The organism is Rheinheimera tilapiae (assembly GCF_042432165.1).
GTDB classification, from domain to species: Bacteria; Pseudomonadota; Gammaproteobacteria; order Enterobacterales; family Alteromonadaceae; genus Pararheinheimera; species Pararheinheimera tilapiae.
Genome location: NZ_JBHLXP010000001.1, coordinates 793,647 through 818,300 on the forward strand (window position 1 = coordinate 793,647; position 24,654 = coordinate 818,300).

19 protein-coding genes and 1 pseudogene are annotated in these 24,654 nt (G+C 54.3%); 12 read left to right on the forward strand and 8 right to left on the reverse strand.

All coding sequences use genetic code 11. The features are described from left to right. On the reverse strand, positions 1–237 hold a 237-nt coding region (locus tag ACFFJP_RS03305; RefSeq protein WP_377240495.1), incomplete at its 3' end, for a DUF3081 family protein. A gap of 334 nt (positions 238–571) precedes the next feature. On the opposite strand from ACFFJP_RS03305, the gene ACFFJP_RS03310 reads away from it, so the two are divergent. The 3 genes and pseudogenes from ACFFJP_RS03310 to ACFFJP_RS03320 form a co-directional block, all read left to right on the forward strand. Further along, positions 572–2,197, forward strand: coding sequence for a methyl-accepting chemotaxis protein (locus tag ACFFJP_RS03310; RefSeq protein ID WP_377240497.1), 1,626 nt, complete (start codon positions 572–574; stop codon positions 2,195–2,197). 228 nt (positions 2,198–2,425) lie between these two features. After that, positions 2,426–3,361 (forward strand): PAS domain-containing protein, encoded by a 936-nt coding sequence (locus ACFFJP_RS03315; RefSeq protein ID WP_446686817.1) that lies wholly within the window; start codon positions 2,426–2,428, stop codon positions 3,359–3,361. Continuing rightward, positions 3,354–3,737: pseudogene (locus tag ACFFJP_RS03320) on the forward strand (methyl-accepting chemotaxis protein); the annotation flags it as partial. The gene ACFFJP_RS03315 and the pseudogene ACFFJP_RS03320, both read left to right, overlap by 8 nt. A 42-nt stretch (positions 3,738–3,779) precedes the next feature. On the opposite strand, the gene ACFFJP_RS03325 reads toward ACFFJP_RS03320, so the two are convergent. The 6 genes from ACFFJP_RS03325 to ACFFJP_RS03350 all read right to left on the reverse strand — a co-directional run bounded on the left by ACFFJP_RS03325 (position 3,780) and on the right by ACFFJP_RS03350 (position 8,290). Next, positions 3,780–4,127, reverse strand: coding sequence for a hypothetical protein (locus ACFFJP_RS03325; RefSeq protein ID WP_377240499.1), 348 nt, complete (start codon positions 4,125–4,127; stop codon positions 3,780–3,782). Positions 4,128–4,199: 72 nt separating this feature from the next. Continuing rightward, entirely contained in the window at positions 4,200–4,454 is a 255-nt protein-coding gene (locus ACFFJP_RS03330; protein WP_377240501.1) for a TIGR03643 family protein, read from the reverse strand. Positions 4,455–5,082: 628 nt separating this feature from the next. After that, positions 5,083–5,988 (reverse strand): pirin family protein, encoded by a 906-nt coding sequence (locus tag ACFFJP_RS03335; protein WP_377243350.1) that lies wholly within the window; start codon positions 5,986–5,988, stop codon positions 5,083–5,085. A 17-nt stretch (positions 5,989–6,005) separates the two neighbouring features. After that, positions 6,006–7,013 carry a low temperature requirement protein A gene (locus ACFFJP_RS03340; RefSeq protein WP_377240503.1) on the reverse strand — a complete coding sequence of 336 codons (1,008 nt, stop codon included), beginning with the start codon at positions 7,011–7,013 and terminating at the stop codon, positions 6,006–6,008. 117 nt (positions 7,014–7,130) lie between these two features. After that, positions 7,131–7,514 (reverse strand): low temperature requirement protein A, encoded by a 384-nt coding sequence (locus tag ACFFJP_RS03345; RefSeq protein WP_377240505.1) that lies wholly within the window; start codon positions 7,512–7,514, stop codon positions 7,131–7,133. Positions 7,515–7,552: 38 nt separating this feature from the next. After that, the gene (locus ACFFJP_RS03350; protein ID WP_377240507.1) at positions 7,553–8,290 is read right to left on the reverse strand and encodes a sulfite exporter TauE/SafE family protein; all 738 of its coding nucleotides are present in this window, start codon (positions 8,288–8,290) and stop codon (positions 7,553–7,555) included. A gap of 277 nt (positions 8,291–8,567) precedes the next feature. On the opposite strand from ACFFJP_RS03350, the gene tkt reads away from it, so the two are divergent. Continuing rightward, positions 8,568–10,577 (forward strand): transketolase, encoded by a 2,010-nt coding sequence (tkt, locus tag ACFFJP_RS03355; protein ID WP_377240509.1) that lies wholly within the window; start codon positions 8,568–8,570, stop codon positions 10,575–10,577. A 301-nt stretch (positions 10,578–10,878) separates the two neighbouring features. Here the strand turns inward: tkt and tal are convergent, their stop codons facing one another. Next, a complete protein-coding gene (tal, locus tag ACFFJP_RS03360) occupies positions 10,879–11,826 on the reverse strand; it encodes a transaldolase (RefSeq protein ID WP_377240511.1) in 948 nt (315 codons plus the stop codon). A gap of 241 nt (positions 11,827–12,067) precedes the next feature. Between tal and ACFFJP_RS03365 the strand changes: the two genes are divergently transcribed. The 8 genes from ACFFJP_RS03365 (at position 12,068) to ACFFJP_RS03400 (ending at position 24,645) form a co-directional block, all read left to right on the forward strand. Further along, positions 12,068–13,750, forward strand: a complete 1,683-nt coding sequence (locus ACFFJP_RS03365) for a ribulokinase (RefSeq protein ID WP_377240513.1) — start codon at positions 12,068–12,070, stop codon at positions 13,748–13,750. Then, positions 13,747–14,439: an L-ribulose-5-phosphate 4-epimerase gene (locus ACFFJP_RS03370; RefSeq protein ID WP_377240515.1), complete on the forward strand. Its 693-nt coding sequence runs from the start codon at positions 13,747–13,749 to the stop codon at positions 14,437–14,439. Before ACFFJP_RS03365 ends, ACFFJP_RS03370 begins: the two co-directional genes overlap by 4 nt. A 28-nt stretch (positions 14,440–14,467) precedes the next feature. After that, positions 14,468–15,964: an L-arabinose isomerase gene (gene araA / locus ACFFJP_RS03375; RefSeq protein ID WP_377240517.1), complete on the forward strand. Its 1,497-nt coding sequence runs from the start codon at positions 14,468–14,470 to the stop codon at positions 15,962–15,964. A 132-nt stretch (positions 15,965–16,096) separates the two neighbouring features. Beyond that, the gene (locus ACFFJP_RS03380) at positions 16,097–16,681 is read left to right on the forward strand and encodes an HAD family hydrolase (RefSeq protein ID WP_377240519.1); all 585 of its coding nucleotides are present in this window, start codon (positions 16,097–16,099) and stop codon (positions 16,679–16,681) included. A gap of 115 nt (positions 16,682–16,796) precedes the next feature. After that, positions 16,797–18,011, forward strand: coding sequence for an aldose epimerase family protein (locus ACFFJP_RS03385; protein ID WP_377240521.1), 1,215 nt, complete (start codon positions 16,797–16,799; stop codon positions 18,009–18,011). Positions 18,012–18,014: 3 nt separating this feature from the next. Next, positions 18,015–19,916, forward strand: a complete 1,902-nt coding sequence (locus tag ACFFJP_RS03390) for a family 43 glycosylhydrolase (protein ID WP_377240523.1) — start codon at positions 18,015–18,017, stop codon at positions 19,914–19,916. A gap of 546 nt (positions 19,917–20,462) precedes the next feature. Further along, a complete protein-coding gene (locus ACFFJP_RS03395) occupies positions 20,463–21,095 on the forward strand; it encodes a hypothetical protein (RefSeq protein WP_377240525.1) in 633 nt (210 codons plus the stop codon). Next, on the forward strand, positions 21,088–24,645 hold the full coding sequence (locus ACFFJP_RS03400; protein WP_377240527.1) for a LamG-like jellyroll fold domain-containing protein: 3,558 nt from the start codon (positions 21,088–21,090) through the stop codon (positions 24,643–24,645). The genes ACFFJP_RS03395 and ACFFJP_RS03400 overlap by 8 nt, the downstream gene beginning before the upstream one ends. The last annotated feature ends 9 nt before the right edge of the window (positions 24,646–24,654 follow it).

The following is a 24,654-nucleotide window of genomic DNA, read 5'->3' on the forward strand; positions in this document are numbered from 1 at the left end:
AATAAACTGATCTATCTGCTGCTCGTTTTGTGCATCGATATGATATTTCTGGTGAAAACCTAAAGTGAGGCTGACGCCTTCAGCAAAGAAATATAGGTCATAGCCATCAAAGCCGGTTGCCACCTGCATGCCGGCCAGCTCAAATCCATTGCCCACAGGCGTCTGCGCTGGCGCTCCTTGTTGTTCTACTTTGCTGAATACCTTCATCAGTTGTTTTGCATCGATCAAATTTTGCATTTCCAGCATTCCCGAACTAGTGTTTCCGTAACTGAGACTACACTCATCTTAGTGCACCAGGCAAAGATCGGCCTGACAGTAAGCAGAATACGCAGACAATGGATAGTCAGATGCAAGTAACCCAGATTTTGTTTCAGCAGAATTTTCCTCCTTAGTCATGTCTCAAATGTCCTTTATGTACAAAATTGCTGCCAATTTTAGCGATTGATAAAAAAGCTTAAACGATTTAATTACGTCTCAATTGTTGCTAGTGTCTCAATTGTCCTTTAGATTTATGGTCAGCGGTTAGCAACGATACAGCCAAAATTCGTTCCCCCCAAACGAGGTTGAAGTCATGCAGTTACAAAATGTCAGGATAGGTGTGCGACTCACGATAGGTTTTGCGTTCCTCGGGATCTTGTTGTTGATCCAAGGCGCCTTTGCCCTATACAGCATGAACTCGATGCACAAAATCACCGAAACAATAGATAAAGTCACGATCCCGAGTCTGGAGCATCTGGCGGCATTGAATCTGAATGTGATGCGGATGCGGGTGTTTACGCTGCGCTTGCTGATTGCGCAGAACGACAGTGAGCTGCAGGTTGCCAAAGATACAATTAAAGAAATCAATCAGCACATCGCAGATGCCCGCCAGCTTTATGAGCCGTTGATTTCCATTGAAGGTGAACAAGCAAGTTACGACCAGTTCGGCAGTGCTTTTTTGCGTTACAGCCAGCTGAAAACAGAGGTCGCGACGCTGGTAGACGCGAATCGCCATCAGGAAGCGACGACTTTAGCCAATACCGGCCTGGCTGATGCGGCAAATGAGATGGCCAAAGCACTATTGCAGCTCAATGAGATGATCACCAGGCACGCAACAGAGCAGGCCGAATTGTCAGAAGAAAGCTACGGCCACAGCTGGAGCTATGTGATAGGGATCGTGCTGGTGAGTTTAGCGATGGCGGCGGTTGCATCAGTGGTATTAAGCCGCAGCATCGTGATCCCGGTGCGGCGGGCGTTACGCCTGGCGCAGAAAGTCGCCGGCGGTGATTTAACCCAATCGATTGAAGTCAGCGGCAAAGATGAGATAGCGGAATTGGCCGAATCGATGCGGACCATGCAGCAAAACCTGCGCGAAACTATCCGGCATATCGTGGCGTCGTCGCAAACCCTGGCATCCGCATCGGAAGAGCTCAATACCGTAACCGACAGCGCCGCGGCTGGGATGACTCAGCAAAATGATGAGATCCAGCAAGCTGTTGCAGCCATTACCGAAATGAGTGCTGCGGTGGATGAAGTCGCACAGACGGCCATGGCAACTTCAGAAGCGTCGACTCAGTCTGCTCACAATACACAAGTCAGCAAACAACAAGTCGCACAGACAGTGACAGCCATCAAGGATATCAACAAAGACATGGCGATTAGTGCCGGTCTGGTTGGCGAACTGGCGGAGCAGTCGCAGCATATTGGCAAAGTGCTGGATGTGATCCGGGCTATCGCTGAACAAACGAACTTACTGGCACTGAACGCAGCGATTGAAGCGGCGCGGGCTGGTGATGCCGGTCGAGGCTTTGCCGTCGTGGCTGATGAAGTACGGGCGCTGGCGCACCGCACTCAAAGTTCGACCAAAGAAATCGAGCTGATGGTACAAAACATCCGCGGTGGTACACAGGCTGCTGTTGCTTCGATGCAACATAGCCGGGACAAAGCTGAGATGGCTTTAGACCAGGCGAACAAGGCGGGTGATGCCTTGGACATGATTGCCGCGCAGATCAATCGCATCAGTGACAGCAACCATATTATTGCCAGCGCCGCGGAACAACAATCCAAAGCTGCGCGTGAAGTGGATCGCAATATCATTAATATTAGCGATTTAGCGACACAAAGCGCGGCTGGCGCGCACGAGACCAGCGCGGCTGCACATGACTTGTCGCGTCTGGCAGTGGACCTCAACAGTCTGGTCGTGCGCTTTATCGTCTAACTGAATATCACTTCAGGTGGCCACCCTCTAATTTGGCCGCCTGTTGTTCATGCGTTCGCTGATACATCACCGACCGGAAGCTGGGGGGCCGAAGGAAGTCGATGTAGTCGTGACCGGGGCTCCGGGATGGAGCCCCTTTTTTAGCGGATCACCCAATACTGTTGAGTTGTTTTGCACAGGCATCGAACAACTTTCTGCTGATACAACTTATTCTGGTGAGGTAGTACTATGTTTAGCAACATCTTTGGTCGTCAGAAACAGCAAGCCGAAGCCCCTTCAGCAACTCTTGAGGATTTGTTTTTTAGCGCTGTCCACCAGGAAGCACCGATGTGTGTGTTTACGCCGGATGGTCAGTTCGTTGATGCCAATCCGTTATTTTTAACCATGCTGGGCTACACACGAGATGAATTGCTGGGCCAGCATCACCGGGTGTTTTGTGCGGCGTCTGATGTCAATACGGCAGAGTACAGCCAGTTCTGGCGCCAGCTTGGTCGGGGCATCGCGCAGCCTGGCACCTTCACCAGATATAAAAAAGATGGCCAGCCCATCATGTTGAAAGCAAATTACTTCACCGTCAAAGAGCATGGCAAGGTGCGCTGGGTGGTGAAATTTGCCTCAGATGTGACCGAAGAATATCGTCAGGCAGAAGATCAGCAAGCCATCATCAATGCACTTGATAAATCTCTGGCGGTGATCGAGTTTCAGCCAGACGGCACTATTGTCCGGGCCAATAGTAATTTTCTGTATACAGTGCAATACAAGCTACAAGAAATCGTCGGCCAGCATCATCGTATGTTCTGCACCACAGCTGATCTGGCGCACAATGCCAGGTTTTGGGCTGAGCTGGCCAGTGGCCAATTTAAAAGTGGCCGGTTTGAACGGGTGAACAAAGCCGGTCAAACGATTTGGCTGGAAGCGACCTACAATCCGATCTTTGACGACAACGGCCGAGTCGTGAAGGTCATTAAGTTTGCCAGCAACATTAGCGACAAAGTAACCCATGAACAAGACGTGCAAAAAGTCGCGAATATGGCGTTGCAGTCGTCAAAACAAACAGTGTCTGTGGCAGAACAAAAGCAAAATGCTGTTGCAATCGGTCTTACAGAATTCAGAATCGATTTCGTCAGAGGTAGCACATGCTTTTGGCTCAATCGCGCAACTTGATACCGAATCTAAAGCGATTTCTGCAATTGTGACCACGATCCGGTCCATCGCTGAACAAACGAATTTGTTAGCGCTAAATGCAGCCATTGAAGCTGCCAGAGCAGGGGACCAAGGGCGAGGTTTTGCCGTTGTAGCCGACGAAGTGCGGAATTTGGCGGCGCGGACCAGCGCTTCGACTATCGAGATTGAACGAGTCGTGGAACGTAACATGAAGCTGACACATGACGTGCTCGACAGAATGAAAAATGCCAGCAACTTTTCTGGTAACGGCTTGACCTTGGTTAACGAAGCCTATGATTCACAAGAAAAAATTGAATCGGTGGCCAATACAGTGGCGTCGACTATTGCGAATCTGACGCCGGCTTCAAAACATTAAAGCGCAGGTCTTTTGCTTAATAACCTGACCAATGGGGCGCTGCTATTTGCGCCCCATCCACAACCAAAAACCGACTAAAACCAGCAACATCGCACTGCCGAGCGTCTCCAGCGTGCTGTTGTGCTGTACCCGTTGCAGAGGGGCTGGCACCGGCGCCTCGGTTACAGCGGCTGGCTTGTCCAACTGGACATCCAGTTGCACCGGCATAACATTGGCCGGTGCTGCTACAGTTTCAGCGCAATGTTGTTGTCGTAGTTGCGGTGTCGCGGGGTCTGACTGGTTGAGCTGAGCACAGCGCTCCTCACTCCATTTCTCATCAGTATTTGCTTGCAGATGAAAGCCACAGCTAAGCGACAGCGTTAGCAGAATAAAGCAGGTGATGTTACGCATAGGAGCTTGCCTATGGACGACAGAACATTTGCCAATAGTAGCCGATTTATGGCGCTGGCGGCGAGTGGCCGCTTAGCGTTTGTATTGACTTGGACAATAGCCGCGGTTGATCTCCGGTGAGCGCAGTGCCAGGTGTTTAGTGCTGCGGCCACTGGTGCGGGCGCGCCATAAGCGGAAACTGCCAGCGTTCAGTTCACGTCGCATCAGCTTGATCAGCTGGTGTTGATTCAGACCATATAACAGTTCAATTGCCTCAAACGGCGTGCGATCTTCCCATGCCATTTCGATAATACGGGATAAGTCGGCTGGGCTAAATTTTTCGGACATGGGCAAACGCAGGTTAGTGGGCGATACGCTGGATACGCAGCGGCGACAGAGTTGGACCAATTGCGGACTTTAGCAGTACCGATGTGTGACAACCGTAGTGCGACAACCGTTGTGCGACAACCGGTGGGTTTCGCTTCGCTCTACCCACCCTACGTCTGTCTTTGTTGAGGTAGGGGGCAATGAGCTTGCGAATTGCACCGTGATACCCGCTATGCGATACCTGTTTCCGGTGGGTTTCGCTTCGCTCTACCCACCCTACGTTTGTCTTTGTTGGGGTAGGGTGCAATGAGCTTGCGAATTGCACCTTTGATACCCGTTATGCGATACCTGTTTCCGGTTGGTTTCGCTTCGCTCTACCCACCCTACGTCTGTCTTTGTTGAGGTTGGGGGCAATGAGCTTGCGAATTGCACCTTTGATACCCGTTATGCGATACCTGTTTCCGGTTGGTTTCGCTTCGCTCTACCCACCCTACGTTTGTCTTTGTTGGGGTAGGGTGCAATGAGCTTGCGAATTGCACCGTGTATGCGATACCCGGTATGCGATACCCGTCACAGCATTAGACAATCTGAACCGAATTTCCATAATTCGCTCAAACGATCCAGTCAATGCTGCGTAGATCTGACGTCATCATGGCAACGGAATAAACTCAGTTTCATCGCCGGGCACGGTCGGGAACTTGCCTTGTTGCCAGTCGGCTTTGGCTTGTTCGATGCGTTCGCGTTTGCTTGACACAAAATTCCATTCGATAAAGCGTTTGGCCATGACTTCACCGCCAATCAGGGCGATGCGGCTATCGGTTTTAGCGTGAATGGTCACAATAGTGTTGGCATCTAAGACCGCCATCTCGTATTGGTCAATCTGGTCGTCACGTAGCTGGATCTGGCCACTGGCGACATACAGCGCGCGCTCCGCTGCCTGTGGCAGCGCCAGACATTGGCCGGCTTTGAGGTGGGCTTCGATATACAGCGTCTGGGCAAATTGTTGTACTGGTGACGTTTGGCCATAAGCGCTACCCATAATCACCCGCACCTGCACATCATTGACGCTGACCGTCGGGATCTGGGCGCCCGGGTAATGATAAAATGCCGGCTCTGTTTCTTCGTCGGCTTCCGGTAATACCAGCCACAGTTGCAGGCCATGCAGCTGATGGTCTACTGCCGTCACTTCCGGTCTTTCACGCTCGGAATGCACAATGCCTTTGCCTGCCACCATCAGATTGATATCGCCGGGGACTATTGGCTGCAGGCTGCCGAGCGAATCACGGTGTAGAATTTCACCTTCGAACAGGTAAGTCACCGTTGCCAGATTGATATGTGGATGCGGCCGCACATTGATGCCAGTGCCCGCCGGAAAAAATGCCGGTCCCATATGGTCAAAGAAGATCCAGGGCCCGACCATCTGCTGGCCGGCGACTGGCAACAACCGGCGTACGGAAAAACCACCAAGGTCTTTTTCGCGTGGCCGGATGACTTTTAAAATAGCGCCACAGCCTGAATCTTCGGTGCAGTCGCCGGCACAATTACCTGAATTCATTGGGGTTAAGTTACTCATTATTCTACTCCGGTGACTGATAAATGATGGGCCTGACAACAGGCGTGACTGCTGCGCAGCAACACGGCCAAAAGCGTGAAAAGGGTGATGCACAGTAGCCCGGCAACCGGGCCAAACCCCGCTGCAAATAGGCTGATGGGTAGCAAGGCAACGGCAAAACCCAGCAGTAAATAACGGCTGGCGCCAGCAAAGACAAAACGGTCGCGCACCAGCCAGAGGCCAAACAGGTAAAGGGCGACCGGCAATGCCACCGCACCTGTGGCGACCATACTGCTGATGTGCGCTTTACCGGTAAGCACGTCAACCTGCACGGCAATACCGGCACCCACTGCAGCGCCTGCAGCATAAATCAGTAGATGACCATAACCCCAGGTCAGCGCCATCCGCAGATTTTGTTGCTGCAAATGTTCTTCACGCGAGAAATACAGCCACCACAGACTAAACAACAGGATCATCGCCAACAGTGGCACCAGACCCAGCGTCAGTAAGGGCAAGAAGCCACTTGTACTTTGCGCCAGCTGCTGCAGCTGACTAATCGCAACAGAGCCGGCTAACAAGGTTTCACCAAGCACGATCAAATTCAGTAAACTATAGCGTTCCATCATATGGTGGCGGTGCCACGGCGTAACACCCTGACGTTCAGCGATGGCAGGCACCGCCAGTTCCAGCAAAGTGCCAAAAGCAAACAGCAACAACAACACCGGCAAAGACAGCGGTTGTGCCAGCATCAGACCGACCCAATAACACTGCACCAGCACAAGCCCGAGCGCATAAGTCAGTGTGGTGCGACGCAGCGCCGGATGATGGCGGGCCGCGCGCAGCCACAGCAACACCATGCAGAGTCGCATCCAGACAAAGCCCAGCACTATCAGCTGCAGATCCCCCTGCTGGAAAAACGGCGCGATACCGGCAGACATGGTCAGCGATCCCATCATCAGTCCCATCGTCAACAGGCGGAAAATCGCATCATCATTGTCATAGGCGGAGGCGAACCAGCTGAAGTTCATAGAGAGCATCTTATAGTTTAATAAAGCGGCAGCAGCGATAAGCAGAATGGCCGCAGGCAAGGCAGATTTGCGAAGCTTTAGTGGCTCTAAAGCGAGAAAATCTAACGCCGCATGCGGTCATTCTGCTATCGCCCGTACGGGAGCGCCTGCAAGCGCCTCATGCGGCGTTGCCACAGCTCGAAAGAGCACCACTATTCCTTCGCTGTTGCGCCTTGCCTGAGGCGCTTGCAGGCAGCTCTGCTGTTCGCTTATTAAGCTATAAGGTGCTCTGACCCACCAAATAGCGAAAAAAGCTAAGACAAATTTGCCGGCGCCCTCAAGCGCGTGGCCATGCGCAACGGCATGATGTAACTCGCCGGCGGCTGCGGCGATGGCAATCACCGCCACTAAATCGAACAACAGCTCCAGCGGCGTTGAGGCGCGGTGATGTTCGTGCACATCCCGCGGTGGCATCGCGCGGATCCCCTGACTCCAGTATTGGTTTAACCATTGTTTTTGCATCGGCACTTCCTTGGTCACTGCGAAATAGTATTTAAATCTTAAGACTTTAATGCACCGGCGGTGATCGCCAGGCCACTCAGTAATAACAGCAAATATAACAAGCGGATAAAATACTGTTGTGGCAGGTTGCGCTGCACCCAGACGCCAGCCTGCACGGCGATAAATGCCAGCGGCGTGCAGTACAGAACACGCAGAATATCGGCCGGGTCAAACTGACCGGTCAGCCAGTAAGCCGGTACTTTCAGCAGATTCAACACGGCAAAAAACACCGCACTGGTGGCGATATAGCTGACCGGCGGCAGTTGGCGGGCCAATAAGTGCAGAGATAGCGGCGGGCCACCGGCGTGCAGCAGCGTTGAGCTGACGCCACTGATAAAGCCCAGGCTGATGCCGGCTTTGGCGCCGGCAAACAGACGTAAATCGGCATTGCCATAAAAATAACGCAGGGCGAACAAGGTCGCACCGATACCGATAAACAGCTGTAATTGCTGGATAGTCACCAGCAACAATACAAAGCTGGCTGCAACGATGCCGATAATGGCCGGCAACAATAAAAAGCGCAGGGCAGTCAAATCCCACTTATTCCAGCTACTTTGCAACGTAAATGCATCGCATAAGATCAGCACGGGCAATAGCAGTGCCAATGCCCGGTCAGCCGGAAAAGCCAGTAATAACAACGGCATGGCTAAAAGCCCCAAACTGCCGGCAAAGCTGGTCTTTGAGATGCCGGACAGCATCACCGCACCTGCCAGCGTCAGCCATTGCCACAGATCCATCGTTATTACTCCGTTTTGCGACTGCCGGCTGTTCCGGCGTTCAGTGCTGCTTATCCTAACGCATTGCCTGAGGTAAAACTGATGAAAAACCCATGATATTGTTTCGATTTTTTCGCAAAAAGCTGGCTGAGCTGCCTAGTTGTAAAAGCTGAGGACGTATCGTCTTCGATTAGCATTTGTATCAGTTGTTATGGCTGTCGCAGGCTTTCTTTTGTCGTTGCAATCTTATATTGTATTACAATATTAATAATGTGAAATGCTAACAATGGGTGACATCATGCATGCAACAACATCGCCACGGCAGCTGGCGAACACAATCCGCGTACTGGCCATGGATGCAGTACAACAGGCTAAATCAGGCCACCCAGGTGCGCCAATGGGCATGGCCGATATTGCCACAGTGCTGTGGCGTGACGTGTTAAAACACAACCCGCAGGATCCGTCGTGGCCGGATCGCGACCGTTTTGTGTTATCGAATGGTCATGGCTCTATGTTGCTGTATGCGCTGTTGCATCTGACCGGCTATGACCTGCCGATGAGCGAATTGAAACGGTTTCGCCAGTTACATTCGAAAACTCCGGGCCATCCGGAATATGGCTATACACCAGGCGTTGAAACGACCACAGGCCCGCTGGGCGCCGGGATCGCTAATGCGGTTGGTATGGCCGTTGCGGAAAAGACGCTGGCTGCACAATTCAATCAGCCGGGTTTTCCGCTTGTAGACCATTTCACCTATTGTTTTCTTGGCGACGGTTGCCTGATGGAAGGGGTGTCGCATGAGGCCTGCTCGCTCGCCGGTACGCTTAAGCTTGGGAAACTCATCGCGTTTTGGGATGATAACGGCATCTCAATTGATGGCCATGTTGAAGGCTGGTTTAGCGACAACACGCCACAGCGGTTTGCGGCCTATGGCTGGCAGGTGATCCCTGCGGTTGACGGCCACGACGCTGCGGCGATTGCGGATGCGATCCGTCAGGCGCAGGCTAATCCCGAGCAGCCGACGCTGATTTGCTGCAAAACGGTGATTGGCTTTGGTTCGCCGAATAAAGCCGGCAGCCATGATTGCCACGGCGCCCCTTTAGGTGAGGCCGAAGTCGCCGCAGTGCGCGCCCAACTCGGTTGGCCCTGGCCAGCGTTTGAGATCCCGGCCGAGATCGCCGCGGCTTGGGATCAGCGTGCCAAAGGCGTCGCCAAGCAACAAGTCTGGCAACAGCTATGGCAGGACTATCAGGGCCGCTTCCCGCAGCTGGCCGCAGAGTTCAGCCGCCGCGTACTGGATCGACAGTTACCGCCGCAGTTTGCCGACGTTGCGCGCGGCCATATCCTCGATTGTCAGCAGCAAGCGCAGACGATGGCGACCCGCAAAGCGTCGCAAAATAGTATTGGCGTCTTTGCCGGGATGATGCCGGAAATTCTCGGCGGTTCGGCCGATTTAGCCGGTTCCAACCTGACTTTATGGCCTGCAGCCAAAGCGCTGCATCAACATGCCGACGGTAACTATCTACATTACGGTGTACGCGAATTCGGTATGAACAGCATCATGAACGGTGTGGCGCTGCATGGTGGTTTCGTGCCTTTTGGCGGCACTTTCCTGATGTTTATGGAATATGGCCGCAATGCTGTGCGGATGGCGGCGCTGATGGGGATCCAGAGTATTTTTGTTTATACCCACGATTCGATTGCGCAGGGTGAAGATGGACCGACGCACCAACCGGTCGAGCAAGTCCCTAACCTCAGGTTGACGCCGAACTTATCGACCTGGCGGCCGGCCGATGCCACCGAAACGGCTGTGGCCTGGCAACATGCGCTCGAACGCAAGCATGGCCCGACTGCGCTGGTATTCAGCCGGCAAAATACCGAGGCGGTGGTGCCGAAAGATCTGGATGTCGATTTGATCCGCCGTGGCGCTTATGTGGTGGCGCAGAGCGGTGAACAGGCAGTGCCGGCATTAATTCTGCTGGCGACCGGCGCCGAAGTAGGGCTGGCGTTACAGGCTTATCAGCAATTGGCTGCAGCGGGGACGGCGGTAAGACTGGTGTCGATGCCAAGCACCGATGTGTTCGATGCTCAGGATGCTGCTTATCAGGCCACGGTGTTGCCGGCAGGCAGCAAAATCCTGGCGATTGAAGCAGCGCATCAGGATTATTGGTACAAATACACCGGCCGCGACGGCGCTATCATCGGCATGCGCAGCTTCGGTGAATCAGCACCAGGCCCGGCGCTGATGCAACATTTTGGCTTTAGCGTGGAGAATATTGTGGCTGCTGCGCAGCAGTTGCTGGTCTAGCATTTTGCCCTAGCGGGCGGCGTTGTTCTTTAATCATTTTTGCCTGTGCGGCGAGACCGTCTAGCAAAGATTTCACCTGACGGTGAGTTCCTTTCTTTTGGCAAGACACAATCGGACAAAGTCCGATTGAACAGCTTTAGCTGGCCCGGAGGATGAATGGCACAGCCATTCATAAAAGAAATAGGCTCACCGTCAGGTGAAATCTTTGCTAGGCGATCTAGCGGCTGCAAGCAAAAATGAGTACATAGAGCAAAGCCGCCCGCAGGGCAAAGCCTGCGCAGCGACAAAGCCAAGAGCAGCGTCACAACCCTCGCAGAATATCCTCCAGTTTCTGCTGGTCGGCGGCAAACTGGCGGATGCCTTCCTGCAGTTTGTCGCTGGCCATTTGGTCTTCCAGCATTTGCCAGCGGAATTGTGCTTCAGTCAAGGTCGACGGAGTCTCTTCAGCCGGGACCTCGGCATGTAACCGGCGCGGCACTGGGCCTGTGCTGTCGGCGAGTTCCTGTAGCAGGGCTGGGCTTATCGTCAACCGATCGCAGCCGGCCAGCTGGCGGATCTCCTCGCTATTGCGAAAACTCGCGCCCATCACGATGGTGGGGTAACGATGGGTTTTAAAATAGTGGTAAACGCGGCGGACAAACTGCACACCGGGATCTTGGTCGCCACTGAAATCTTGCGCCGGTTGCTGCTTTTTGTACCAATCGAGGATCCGGCCGACAAAAGGCGAAATCAGATAACTGCCGGCTTCGGCACAGGCGCGCGCCTGAGCAAAGCTAAAAATCAGCGTCAGGTTGCAGCGTACGCCTTGTTGTTCCAAGACGCGGGCCGCCTGGATCCCTTCCCAGGTTGCGGCAATCTTAATCAGGACCCGACTGGTATCTGAGCCTTGTGCCTGATACAGCTCCAGCAATTGATGCGCTTTTTCAATGGTCGCCATCGTATCAAAAGACAGGCGTGCATCGACTTCAGTGGACACATAACCCGGTACCTGTGCCATCAGCTGCTGGCCAATCAGCACCGCCAGTTTGTCCGCTGCCAGTGTGATGCGTGCATCGCCGTCGGTCGTTGTTGCGGCCCACTGTAAGGCTTCCGCCGCCAGATGGCGGTATTGCGCCTGTTCAATTGTTTTCAGGATCAGCGATGGGTTGGTCGTGGCGTCTTGTGGCTGATACAGCTGAATGGCGGCAAAGTCACCGGTATCGGCGACGACAGTGGTGAACTGCTTTAACTGGCTCAATTGGTCTGACATAACTTCCTCATTTATCATATTTAATTGTGGCAAAACGGCCTGAAAACTCTGTGTTTGAGCGCTACTCCTGCATGGGATGACGCTGATTTCAATGCTGTACACCTTATATTTGCTAAGTCATAACGAAAAAATATCAGTGAAAATCAAAATATATTTTTATATGATCTTTACAGTCATTAAATGGTGATATTATCATACAATTAATGATGTGTGATGTCGATGCTGACAGAGAAAGGTACTTATGTCGCTTTATGTAATTGGGATTGATTATGGCTCGGACTCGGTCCGGGCTTTGCTGGTGGATACCAGCAGCGGCCGCGAATTGGCAAGCGCTGTGGTGCATTACCCGCGCTGGAGTCAGGGCTTGTATTGTGAACCGGGCCGTGACCAGTTCCGTCAGCATCCGCAGGATTATCTGGATAGTCTGGAGCAGGTGTTGCAGGCCTTATGGCAACAAGCGCCGGCCGGCAGCAGCAGTAAAGTGGTGGGGCTCAGTGTGGATACGACCGGATCTACGCCGGTCGCTATTAATAGTGCCGGGGTACCGCTGGCTTTATTGCCGGAATTCGCGCAAAACCCAAATGCGATGTTTGTGCTGTGGAAAGATCACACTGCCGTCGCCGAAGCAGCAGAAATTACCGCTGCGGCGAATGATTATGCTGCACGCGCTGTCGGGCCGAATTATCTGCAGTTTATCGGCGGTATTTATTCATCCGAATGGTACTGGGCCAAAGCGCTGCACGTGTTACGCCAGGACGCTGCTGTGCGGGCTGCGGCTTATAGCTTTGTTGAGCACTGCGACTGGATCACGGCAGTGCTGACCGATACCACAGCTCCCGCTGATTTTGTCATGGGGCGCTGTGCCACCGGCCACAAAATGATGTGGCATCAACGCTGGGGTGGTTTTCCGCCCAATGCATTTTTCACCGGCATTGACCCTGTGCTGGACGGTTTCGCTACCCGCCTGAACGCTGACACCCGTACATCCGATCAAACGGCCGGCCGCTTGTGTGCGGAGTGGGCGCAGCGCCTCGGTTTACCCCGTGGCATCGCTATCGGTTATGGCGCCTTTGACTGCCATATGGGCGCGGTCGCCGCCAATGTGCGGCCCGGCGTGCTGACCAAAGTGATGGGAACGTCCACCTGCGATATTACAGTGGCAAGCCCAGAGTTGCTGGCCGACAAGCCGGTACGTGGGATCTGTGGTCAGGTCGACGGCTCAGTGCTGCCCGGCATGATTGGCCTCGAAGCAGGGCAATCCGCTTTTGGTGATTTATATGCATGGTTTCGCGACCTGCTGAGTTTTCCGCTGCAATTGTTAGGTCAATCTCTGACGCCTGCGGCACTGGAAGCCTTGCAGGCGCAGATCATTCCGGCTTTGTCGCTGGAAGCTGCCAAGCTGACGCCGGGACAAACCGGTATCACCGCGCTGGACTGGGTCAATGGCCGGCGTACGCCGGATGCCAGCCAACGGGTGGCCATGGCCATTAGCGGCCTGAAAATGGGCAGCCAGGCGCCGCACATGTTCCGCGCTTTGGTCGAGGCCACCGCCTACGGTTCCCGCGCTATTACCGAACGTTTCCGTGAACAGGGCGTGCCGGTCGATTCCATTGTCGTTATTGGTGGCATCTCGAAAAAATCGCCACTGGTGATGCAGATTTGTGCCGATGTCTGGAACTGCGAGATCGCCGTGCTCGACAGTGAACAAAGCTGTGCGTTGGGCGCTGCCATCTTTGCCGCAGTTGCTGGCGGCGTGTTCCCTACTGTTGCAGCAGCGCAGGCCGTTATGGCTTCACCGGTGTGTCAGACCTATCAGCCTAATGCAGTCAAAGCCGCAGTTTATGACCGTTTATATAAGCAATATCAGCAGCTTGGCGATTTTGTGAATGCCAGTGTTGCCGTGGAAAGTCAGGGGGCTGTATGAGCTATACCGAATTAAAACGCGAAGTATTTGAGGCCAATTTAGAGCTGCAAAAACGCGGATTGGTGATTTATACCTTCGGGAATGTGTCGCAAGTCGACCGTGCCAAAGGCGTGATTGCCATTAAACCGAGCGGTGTGGCTTATGAAGACATGCGCGCCGACGACATGGTGATTGTCGATTTGGATAATCAGATTGTTGAAGGCACTTTGCGGCCATCTTCAGATACCAAAACCCATACCCATTTATACCGCCACTTCGCCACGATTGGCGGCGTGACCCATACCCACTCCACCCATGCAACCGCCTGGGCACAGGCCAAGTTAGCGATCCCTTGCCTCGGCACCACCCACGCCGATTTTGTCTATGGCGAAGTGCCTTGTACTGCAGAGATGAGTGCTGAGCAAGTGGCACGCGACTACGAAGAAGAAACCGGCGTGCAAATTGTGCGCGCCTTCGCCGACCGGGACCCGCTAGCGGCTCCGATGGTCGTTGTTGCCGGTCATGCGCCTTTCACCTGGGGCAAAGATGCAGCGAAATCCGTCTATCACGCAGTGATCCTCGAGGAAATTGCGCGGATGGCTTTTTTAACCCGCACGCTGGCGCCACAGGGCGATCTGTTAGCGCGTTCGGTGATGGACAAACACTATTTCCGTAAACACGGCAAAAACGCTTATTACGGTCAGGCTTGAGCCGGCCGCAGCCAAGAGGAATTTGAAGATGATGAGTAACAAAGAAGTCTGGTTCGTCACCGGTTCACAACATTTATATGGCCCTAAAGTGCTGCAAACGGTGGCGCAGGATAGCGAAATTATCGTCGCTGGCCTCAACCAAAGCGGCAAATTGCCGGTGCGGTTGGTAGTGAAACCAACAGTGAAAAGCCCGGAAGAGATTTTCGCCGTCTGCCAGCAGGCTAATGCCAACCCTGATTGTGTCGGTCTGGTGCTGTGGATGCACACCTTCTCACCGGCCAAAATGTGGATCGCTGGCCTCAATGAGCTGCGCAAGCCGTTCCTGCATTTACACACTCAGTTCAATGCCGAGCTGCCATGGGCTGAGATCAACATGAACTATATGAACACGCACCAGAGTGCCCATGGTTGCCGTGAGTTTGGCTTTATCGGCACCCGGATGCGCAAAGAACGCAAAGTGGTGGTGGGTCACTGGCAAAATCCGACCGTGGTGCAGGAACTGGACGACTGGTGCCGGGCTGCACTGGGCTGGGCTGAAAGCCGCTCGCTGAAAATTGCCCGCTTTGGCGACAATATGCGTCAGGTGGCAGTGACCGAAGGCGATAAAGTCGCAGCGCAAATTCAGTTTGGTTATGAAGTGCATGCTTACAGCCTGGCCGATTTGGTGGCTGTGGTCGACGCCGTGTCTGACAGTGACATCATCAGCCAGCTCGACTTGTACCGGCAGGATTATGAGATTGCGCCGGCCGTATTTACTGATGATTACGCGCTGCAGATGCTGAAAAACGAAGCGCGGCTCGAACTGGGCATGCGCACTTTCCTGGAAAAAGGCGGTTTTAAAGCCTTTACCAACTGCTTTGAAAACCTGGCGGGTTTAACCGGTTTACCGGGTCTAGCTACGCAGCGTCTGATGGCTCAGGGTTATGGTTACGGCGCCGAAGGCGACTGGAAAACCTCGGCCATGGTACGCATCATGAAAGTGATGGGGCAGGGCCGCGCCGGTGGTTGTTCTTTTATGGAAGACTACACCTATAACTTTGGCAGCCGCGACCAGGTATTGGGTGCGCACATGCTGGAAGTATGCCCGTCCATTGCTGCCGCCAAACCACGGCTGGAAGTGCATCGTCATACTATCGGTGTGAAATGTGACGTTGCCCGTTTACTGTTTAGTGCAGCGCCAGGCCCGGCGATTAACGTCTCGCCGATTGATTTAGGCAACCGCTTCCGTATTCTGATCAATGAAGTGGACACCGTTGTGCCGCCGGCAGGCACACCAGAGTTGCCAGTGGCGTCTGCTTTATGGGAACCTAAGCCAAACTTAAGCGTGGCGGCTGCGGCCTGGATCCATGCGGGCGGGGCCCACCATACCGTGTTTAGCCAGGCGGTGACGACGGACATGGTGGTCGATTTTGCCGAAATGGCCGGCGTGGAAACGGTGATCATCGATGATGCCACTAATATCCGTCAGCTGAAAAACGAACTGCGGCAGAGCTCTGCTTATTATTTCCTGAAACAAGGACTGTAATAGTCTGCGGCATTGCCGCGGCTCTCAGACAAACAACAGGCCTGCGGGCCTGTTGTTTTTTATGGCGCTGCAGCGCTGTTTGATAACTCAGCGCTGTTTGATAACAACAATCGCAATTTGACCGGAGTACCGATGCTGGATTTATCCGCTTATCAGGCCATCGTTTTTGATATGGATGGCACTTTAATCGATTCGATGGGCAGCCATGGTATTGCCTGGCGTCAGACGTGCGAGCGCTATGGTTATCCGTTTGACCCGGCCTATATGCATAGCCTTGGCGGCGTACCCACGGATCAGACCGTGGTGCTGCTGAATGAAAAATATGGCTTGTCGCATGATGTCGAAACCGTGGCGCGGCTCAAACGCGAGTTGTGGGAGCAGCTCGATGAAGTGCCAACGCTGATCCCGGCCACCGTCGAAGTGCTGCAGTATTATCGTGGCCGGTTAAAAATCGGCATTGGCACCGGGGCCGACCGAGCTCACGCCCTGAAAATGCTAGCGCAAACCGGACTGCTGACTCAGGTCGATACGGTGGTGACGGCCACTGATGTTACTTTTGGCAAACCACATCCCGAAACCTTTTTAACAGTGGCGGCCCAGCTTGGTGTCGCGCCAGAGCACTGTGTCGTGTTTGAGGATACGGCGATTGGCCAACAAGCCGCCGCCGCCGCAGGCATGGACTGTATTCTGGTACAGAACGGCATGCTGCTGCGCTAGCCCTCCGATAGCGCAGCACGGCGATGAATAAAACGCTGTAGCCCCTTGTACTGAACTGGTTAATTGTATTATAAAACTACAATACAAAAACAAACGAACCAGACAAGGTGTGATCATGAAGATTTTCAAGCGATGGACGCCAGCGCCGCTGTTGTATAGCGCCTGTATCTGCCTGCAATTAACGGCTTGTAGTCCGGCGCCTGCGCCAGGTAACGCCGCAATCCCAACCCCGACCGCCACTTTAGCCGGAACTACCGCTATGACGCTTTCAATCCAACACCAGAGTTTTGGCCAACTGGCGGACGGCCGGGAAGTCAGTTTATACAAGTTAACCAATGCCAATGGTGTTGCGCTCGATGTGACTAATTATGGTGGCATCATTACCCGCCTGGTCACGCCGGATGCAAAAGGCCAGTTCGCAGATATCGTGCTGGGGTACGACAACCTGGCGCAGTATGTCGAAAACAACCCATATTTTGGTGCCATTATTGGCCGCTATGGTAACCGGATCGCCGCTGGCAAATTTGCCTTAAACGGCACCACCTATCAGCTGGCAACCAATGATGGCGCCAATCACCTGCATGGTGGTGTGCAGGGGTTTGATAAAAAGCTTTGGGATGCGAAAACCTTTCAACAGCAAGATGCGGTCGGTGTGGTGCTGAGTCTGGTCAGCCCCGATGGGGATCAGGGTTATCCGGGTACGCTGAAGGTGGAGGTGACTTACCGGCTCACCAACAGTAACGAGCTGCAGATGACCTTTGTCGCCACGACCGACAAAACCACTGTGGTGAACCTGACGCAGCATAGTTATTTTAATCTGGCCGGCGGCGGCGATATTCTTAGCCATGAACTGATGATCCCGGCGGATCGGATCACTCCGGTCGGTGCAGGCTTAATTCCAACCGGCGAGTTGCAGGATGTGACCGGTACTCCCTTTGATTTTCGCAGCGCCAAAGCCATTGGCCGCGATATTGCCGCTGAAGATGCACAGCTTAAACTCGGCCTGGGGTATGACCATAACTTTGTGCTGAAAAATAGCCCTGACTCGCAACTGGTCTTTGCGGGCAGGGTATTGGAGCCTAATAGCGGCCGCGTGCTGGAAGTGCTGACCGACGACATCGCCGTGCAGTTTTATTCCGGCAATTTTCTCGATGGCACGCTCACAGGCAAGGGCCAGACTTATCGGCATCGCAGCGGGTTTTGCTTAGAGCCGCAGCATTTCCCGGATGCGCCCAATCAGCCAGGCTTTGCATCCACAGTGCTGGAGCCGGGTCAAACCTATCAGAGCCGGATTGTCTATCGTTTCAGCACGCAAGCGACGAAGGAGTAACGGATGAAACACTTACTGCTGCCCCTGAGTGCTTTGTTGGTGGCGACCAGTTTCGGCGTCTCGGCGCTTGGAGTACTGGCGCAAGCCGAGACCAATACGGCCAGCACCAGTCCGGCAACGACCATACCGGCAGCAGCTGCCGGTGCTTTTACCAATCCGCTGTTTGAAAATGGCGCAGATCCCTGGCTGGAGTATTTCGACGGCAACTATTATCTGACGACAACGACCTGGACCTCGCAGCTGGTGATGCGTAAATCACCGACGCTGGCGGGCCTTGCGACCGCGACGCCGGTGTATGTCTGGTCAGATACAGATCCAAAACGCTGCTGCAATTTCTGGGCATTTGAATTTCACCGGCTCAAAGGCCCGAATGGTTATCGCTGGTACCTGATGTATACCGCCGGGCAAGACGGCACTTTAGATCATCAGCATCTGAACGTGCTGGAAAGCGCCGGCGATGATCCGATGGGGCCTTACCAATACAAAGCGGCGATGATGCCGGATAGCTGGAACATCGACGGCAGTTATCTGCAACACAACGGCAAACTCTACCTGCTGTATTCGCAGTGGCAGGGCGACGAACAGCTCAATCTGATTGCGCAGATGGATAATCCCTGGACCTTAACGGCTGGCAAAGCGCATCAGGTGCTGACCCGGCCTGTGCTCGACTGGGAGACCAGTGGGCGCAAAGTCACAGAAGGTGCTGCCGCACTGACCTATCAGGGCCGGACTTTTGTCACTTACTCGGCTAGTTTTTGTGACACGCCGGATTATAAACTCGGCTTGCTGGAGCTGGTCGGCGAGGATGCGCTGAACCCGGCGCACTGGAAAAAACACGACCAGCCGGTGTTTAGCCGGACTGAGCAAGTGTTTGGTCCCGGGCATAACGGTTTTTTCAAATCACCGGATGGCAAAGAGCAGTGGCTGATTTACCACGGCAATGACAAAGCCAGTCAGGGCTGTGGCGCCACCCGTTCGCTGCGGGCGCAGAAATTTGATATGGATAAGCAAGGCTTCCCGCAGTTTGGCAAACCATTGGCACCCGGTGTTCAGGTGGCGCGGCCTTCCGGCGAACAAGGCCCGCGCGTGGGCAAAGTACAGGGGCTGGCTTACCAGTTACGCGACAAAAACTCCGGCCAATGTTTATCAGTTGACGACAAAGGCCAGACCAAACTCAGCGCCTGTCAGACGGCAAACCGCTGGCAACCGGATGCGATGGCGACCGATGCCGTGCGTTTGCTGGACAAAGCAACAGATAAAGTGCTGGGCGCCGGTTCTGATCAACAGCCTGGAAGCCAGCAGTTACAGCCGTGGCGTGATGAATTAAGCCAGCAGTGGCAACTGAAAGCGGCCGCTGATGGCTGGCTGACGCTGACGAATCAGGCTGATGCCGCCGAGCTGCGTTGTGGCAGCGGGCAAACCCAATGCGGCCCCTGGCAGCTAGTTCCTGACGCGGTGTTTGCTGTGGTCAGTCAGCAGTCTGGTAAAGTCTTGAGTGCTGCGGGGTGTAGTGCTGAAACAAAAGATCGGGTGACGCAGCAAGGCTGGCGTGCTGGATCTTGCCAGCAATGGCAAGCGACCATTGCCCCAGTCGCGACAGCGGGTGGCGCAGCAGGCCCGGATGGCAGTGTGCAGTTGAAATCATTGCAGCAGCCTGAACTTTGTCTTGCGATCAGGGATGATGCTGTCGTGCCGGGCGCAGCCCTGGAGCAGAGCAGCTGTGCGGCGAAAACCGCGCGTTGGCAGCTACAACCGCAATCGGGTGGGGGTTGGGTTTTGCTCAACGCTTACAGCAAGCAGGTGCTTGATCTACCCAGTTGCGGCCTCGCCGATAACACAGCGCTGGCCCAGGCGCCGGCCAATCGCAGTGCTTGTCAGATTTTCCATCTGCGCGCGGTGAAATAACGCCAGTCAGGCCGTTACCTATTCATCTTATTCAGATCGTAGGTAACGGCAAGCAAAGCGTGCTGGCCGTCAGACTATTCCCAGGACACCCACCGATTCGTCCGCAGATCGTAGGTAACGGCAAGCAAGGCGTGCTGGCCGTCAGACTATTCCCAGGAGACTATTCCCAGGACACCCACCGATCCATCCGCAGATCGTAGGAGCCGGCAAGCAAAGCGCCGCCGTACGCATGATATTCCCAGGACACCCACCGCACTGTCATCGAAAAATTCCCGCTTTGATCTCTTTACAGCAACCCAGATCTTAGTTTATTAATATTGTAATACAATATTTCATTTGCATGGTTCGTAACACCGAACTGTGCCTGACGTCCTCCGGCCTTGTATTCCTTCGCCTGTCTCACTGGCACAGGCAGCGCTGTGTGGCCCACGACTTCAGACCCGCAGTTTTCATGTTTGTGGAAAACCGCAGACAGAGGAGCATCGCCCGTCTATTCGGGCAGATAACAAGGCCACCGCCAGATCGGTGGTACAACAGGAGAAGACGATGAACAAGACACTCCGGCGGTGTCTGCTGCCCATTTTGCTCGGATGTTCCGGCATGGCACAGGCAAGCCTGCTTAACGCTGATTTCAGTCAGGGCTATCAATATTGGCAAGCGGCGGTCAGTTGGACTGATCTGCAAGATGGCAGCTCTGCAACGGAAAGCGGCGACCTTTTTAGTACCTACCCGGCAGCATTCAGCCAGTCTGGCAGCAGTGTGACGCTGAGCACAGCGCTGCAAGCGCAGCGTGAGCTGTGGAGCCTGCTGATGTATCAGGACCTGCAATTAAATGCAGTTGGTGCCGGCAAGGCATTGTGGCTGCAGCTGGATATTCAGGCTGTGCTGAGTAGCACTGATGATTTTTATTTCGCCCAGCTGCGCGATCTGGACAGCAACGACGTGCTGGATTTATCCGCAGGTGGCCGTTTTGATCTGACCGCTTGGATTGGCCGCAATCTGACGCTGGAATTTGGGGTGCAGGACAATGACTTTGTCCTTGGTGATACCCTGACCTTCGGTCAGCTGCAGTTTGACACCCAAGAAGTGCCGGCGCCGGCCAGTCTGTTGTTAGTTTGTAGTGCACTGCTGTTGCTGCGACGCTCTGCACCTACCAAAGGAGCGCAGCATCATGGTTAAGCAGTTGCTTTCATTGATCTTACTCGGCCTGACTCCTGCGCTGCTGTTCAGTGTCCAGGCCGCACAATGGCAACAACTGACCGGCGCGACGGTGCAGCAGGGGGCCCGGGTAACAGTACGAAATGTCGGTTACTACACCGACAACAAAATTCTGCAGGCTCCGGCGCCGACAGCAGAACAGCCGCTGCGCCTGGTGATTATGAGCAGCACCTATGCGGTGACCAATGCGCATGGCAAAGACAGTGCCGGCCGGCCCTATTTTGATGTAGCGGCACTGACCACTCCGGTTCGCGTCTACTTCGCCAACAGTCGTGGCACTTTTAGTTACAGTGCCGCAGTGTTTCAGCAGTTGTCTGACAATAATCTGCCGGATCCGACCCTGCAAACGCCGGTGTCTTATCAAAACGCGACCGTGCATGACCCATCGGTGATCCGCCTGACCGATGGTCGTTTTTACGTGTTTGGTTCGCATTTGGCGGTGGCGAAAAGCACCGACCTGATGAACTGGCAGCTGGTGGCAGAAGGCGTCAACAACGCCAACCCGCTGTTTGCGACCTATCAAAGTGAGGCGGCTGAGGGCATCGCCTGGTCCGGTGGCCATGCCGGTTCCTGGGCGTCCGACGTGATCCAGCTCGCCGACGGCAAATATTATTTCTATTACAACCACTGTGCCTCGCCGGAAAACGGCGAATGTGACTCGTCACGTTCGTATTTGGGCGTCGCGGTGTCAGAACAGATCGAAGGCCCATACCGCAATCTGGGTTTAATGCTGAAAAGTGGCCATCGCGGCAGCGAAAACCCTGGCGTGGACGGCAATGTCTACAACGGCAATATTCATCCGAATGCGATAGATCCTGATGTATTTTTTGATAAAACCGGCCGGCTCTGGATGGTGTATGGCTCTTATTCCGGTGGCATTTTTGTGTTGGAGCTGAATCCGCAAACCGGCTTCGCGTTAGCGGGCCAGGGCTATGGCACCAAGATTATGGGCGGCTATTTCAGTGCGATTGAAGGGCCTTTTATGTTCTACAGCCCGGAGTCAGACTACTACTATCTGTTTACGTCCTTTGGCGGTTTCGCTCAGAAGGACGGCTACAACATGCGCATCGCACGTGCGCGCACGCCACAAGGCCCTTTCTTTGATGCCGAAGGTCGTAACATGCTGGGCGCATCCGGTGGCTGGTCGTCCATTGCCCCCTTTGGTGTCAAGTTGATGGGCGGACACCTGTTTGAGCACAACCCAGGCGATCCGGGGTCCGATCACGGTTATATGGCACCGGGCCATAACTCCGCTTATTACGATGCGGCAACCAAACAACACTTTGTCATTTTTCATGCCCGCTTCCCGGATAAAGGCGAAGGCCATGAAATTCGCGTGCATCAGTTGTTTGTCAATGCAGACGGCTGGCTGGTCGCGGCGCCACACCGCTATGCGCCGGTGCAGGGCGACAATGTGGTCGATAAAACCGATGTGCTGGGCACTTATCAGTTCATCAATCACGGCAAAGACATCAACCGGACCCCGCACCGGTCGGTCTACCTGACATTGAACGCCGACGGTAGCATCAGCGGCGACCTTGCTGGCAGCTATCAGCTTGGCGATAAGCAGCAAATCACGCTGAACATCAACGGCGTAGGCAGTTTTAACGGCGTGCGGTCCTGGCAATACAACGACAATACGGCACAACTGGTGCCGACATTCAGTGCTTTATCGATCAAAGGTGAGGCCGTTTGGGGCAGTCGTCTGCCGGTGCAAAGCGCGGCAGATTTAGTGCAACAAACCCTGAATAGCCTGACGTTGCCGGCTGAAACCGTGACAGATCTGGTGTTGGCAACCCGTGGCGCACAAGGTGCGGTGATCCAGTGGAGTTCATCCTTACCACAGGTCATTGCGGCGAACGGCAAAGTTGAAGCGCCATCGGCGGGCAGCAGTGACGCCGTCGTTGAGTTGACCGCCACCGTCAGTCTGCTGGGCGTCCAGCAACAAAAAACCTTCAGTGTGCTGGTCAAAGCGCGCAAGGCCTACAACCGCACAGCACTGTATCGCTTTGAACAAGACTTGACCGACAGTACGGGGTTGCTAACACCGGGTCAGGCGACCGGCAGCAGACCAGACAGCAGCGGAGTTGTCAGTTTTGCCAGCGGCAAAGCCGGGCAGGCATTGCAGCTTAATGGTCAGAACGGCGTGCGGTTGCCAGATGGTTTAATTCGTAGCCATACCTACACCGTTTCGTTGTGGTTGAAACCGGCAGTGCTGACCCAGTTTACGCCGGCATTTTTTGCTGCAGCCAACCCGGATAACTGGTTGAGTCTGGTGCCGCGCAGCTGGGATCAAAACACCATGCTGTGGAGCGGCAGTCAGGTCTGGTTTGATGGCAGCGCCGGTTTGCAAATTCCGCTCAATCAGTGGACGCACGTGGCTTTTAGCGTGCAGCAGGGCCAGCTCAGTCTGTATATCAATGGCGTGCAGAAGTTCACCGGCAGCAACTTTCGTGACCTGTTCAGTCAGGCGCAGGCAGTGTTCGCGCTGGGGGTGAACTACTGGGATATCCCGTTTAACGGCGCGATCGACGAACTAGCGGTTTATGAGACTGCGCTCAGTGCTGCTGAGATCAAAGCGCTCGATGTGGACCGCTTACAGGACGCGCAGTTGCTGCAAATCGCCGTCAACAACCTCAATCTCGGCGACATCACGGCGGTGCGCGCTGACTTAGCGCTACCACGAAGTGCAGCCTTTGCCAGTGTCGTGCAGTGGCAATCGTCCGATCTCAGCACGATAGATCTGCAAGGCAAAGTGACACGCCCGGGCCTGACGGAGCCGGATCGGCAGGTGACACTGACGGCAACGGTCAATCTGAATGGTCTGCAACAGAGCCGTGATTTTGTTGTGACCGTGCGTTCGTTAGCGCCGCCAACGCCACTGGCGAACTTCAGTTTTGATCTCAGTAACCTTGCCGATGCAACGGGCCGATTTAATGCGGGTAGCAGCACCGGCAGTAAACTGGATCAGGCTGGCGGTGCTTTGAGTTACCAGCCGGGTGTGCGGGGTCAGGCGCTGGTACTCAATGGTAGTTCGGGTGTCCGGCTGCCGGATAACCTCATCACAGACCATAGCTACAGTGTGGCTTTGTGGCTGAATCCGGCCCAGTTAACCAATTACACCACGGCGTTTTTTGGTTATGCCAATCTGAGCAGCTGGGTCAGTCTGGTACCGCGTGGCCATGGCGGCGTTGGCGAAAATACGATGTTGTGGTCAGGAACGGCCTGGTATGACGCAGGGATCGGTCAGCGGGTGGCGCTGAACAGCTGGTCGCATCTGACCTTTGTGGTCAGTGGTGGCACTGTGAAGATCTACCTGAACGGCCAGGTGGTGTTCAGCGGCAGTAATTTCCCGAATGTATTTGGCGTAACCGGCAACAAAGGCTTTGGTCTTGGCGTGAACTTCTGGGACACCCCGTTTAAAGGCATGCTGGATGAAGTGACTATCTACAGCGAAGCGATCAGTGCTGAGGATGTGTTGCAGTTGTATCAGCAAAGTGTATTGCCATGATGCTGTTTC

Bases quoted from the DNA above. Each gene is read 5' to 3' on its own strand.
- ACFFJP_RS03310 (WP_377240497.1), top strand. From the start codon at position 572: ATGCAGTTACAAAATGTCAGGATAGGTGTGCGACTCACGATAGGTTTT.
- ACFFJP_RS03315 (WP_446686817.1), top strand. From the start codon at position 2,426: ATGTTTAGCAACATCTTTGGTCGTCAGAAACAGCAAGCCGAAGCCCCT.
- ACFFJP_RS03325 (WP_377240499.1), bottom strand. From the start codon at position 4,127: ATGCGTAACATCACCTGCTTTATTCTGCTAACGCTGTCGCTTAGCTGT.
- ACFFJP_RS03330 (WP_377240501.1), bottom strand. From the start codon at position 4,454: ATGTCCGAAAAATTTAGCCCAGCCGACTTATCCCGTATTATCGAAATG.
- ACFFJP_RS03335 (WP_377243350.1), bottom strand. From the start codon at position 5,988: ATGAATTCAGGTAATTGTGCCGGCGACTGCACCGAAGATTCAGGCTGT.
- ACFFJP_RS03340 (WP_377240503.1), bottom strand. From the start codon at position 7,013: ATGAACTTCAGCTGGTTCGCCTCCGCCTATGACAATGATGATGCGATT.
- ACFFJP_RS03345 (WP_377240505.1), bottom strand. From the start codon at position 7,514: ATGCAAAAACAATGGTTAAACCAATACTGGAGTCAGGGGATCCGCGCG.
- ACFFJP_RS03350 (WP_377240507.1), bottom strand. From the start codon at position 8,290: ATGGATCTGTGGCAATGGCTGACGCTGGCAGGTGCGGTGATGCTGTCC.
- tkt (WP_377240509.1), top strand. From the start codon at position 8,568: ATGCATGCAACAACATCGCCACGGCAGCTGGCGAACACAATCCGCGTA.
- tal (WP_377240511.1), bottom strand. From the start codon at position 11,826: ATGTCAGACCAATTGAGCCAGTTAAAGCAGTTCACCACTGTCGTCGCC.
- ACFFJP_RS03365 (WP_377240513.1), top strand. From the start codon at position 12,068: ATGTCGCTTTATGTAATTGGGATTGATTATGGCTCGGACTCGGTCCGG.
- ACFFJP_RS03370 (WP_377240515.1), top strand. From the start codon at position 13,747: ATGAGCTATACCGAATTAAAACGCGAAGTATTTGAGGCCAATTTAGAG.
- araA (WP_377240517.1), top strand. From the start codon at position 14,468: ATGATGAGTAACAAAGAAGTCTGGTTCGTCACCGGTTCACAACATTTA.
- ACFFJP_RS03380 (WP_377240519.1), top strand. From the start codon at position 16,097: ATGCTGGATTTATCCGCTTATCAGGCCATCGTTTTTGATATGGATGGC.
- ACFFJP_RS03385 (WP_377240521.1), top strand. From the start codon at position 16,797: ATGAAGATTTTCAAGCGATGGACGCCAGCGCCGCTGTTGTATAGCGCC.
- ACFFJP_RS03390 (WP_377240523.1), top strand. From the start codon at position 18,015: ATGAAACACTTACTGCTGCCCCTGAGTGCTTTGTTGGTGGCGACCAGT.
- ACFFJP_RS03395 (WP_377240525.1), top strand. From the start codon at position 20,463: ATGAACAAGACACTCCGGCGGTGTCTGCTGCCCATTTTGCTCGGATGT.
- ACFFJP_RS03400 (WP_377240527.1), top strand. From the start codon at position 21,088: ATGGTTAAGCAGTTGCTTTCATTGATCTTACTCGGCCTGACTCCTGCG.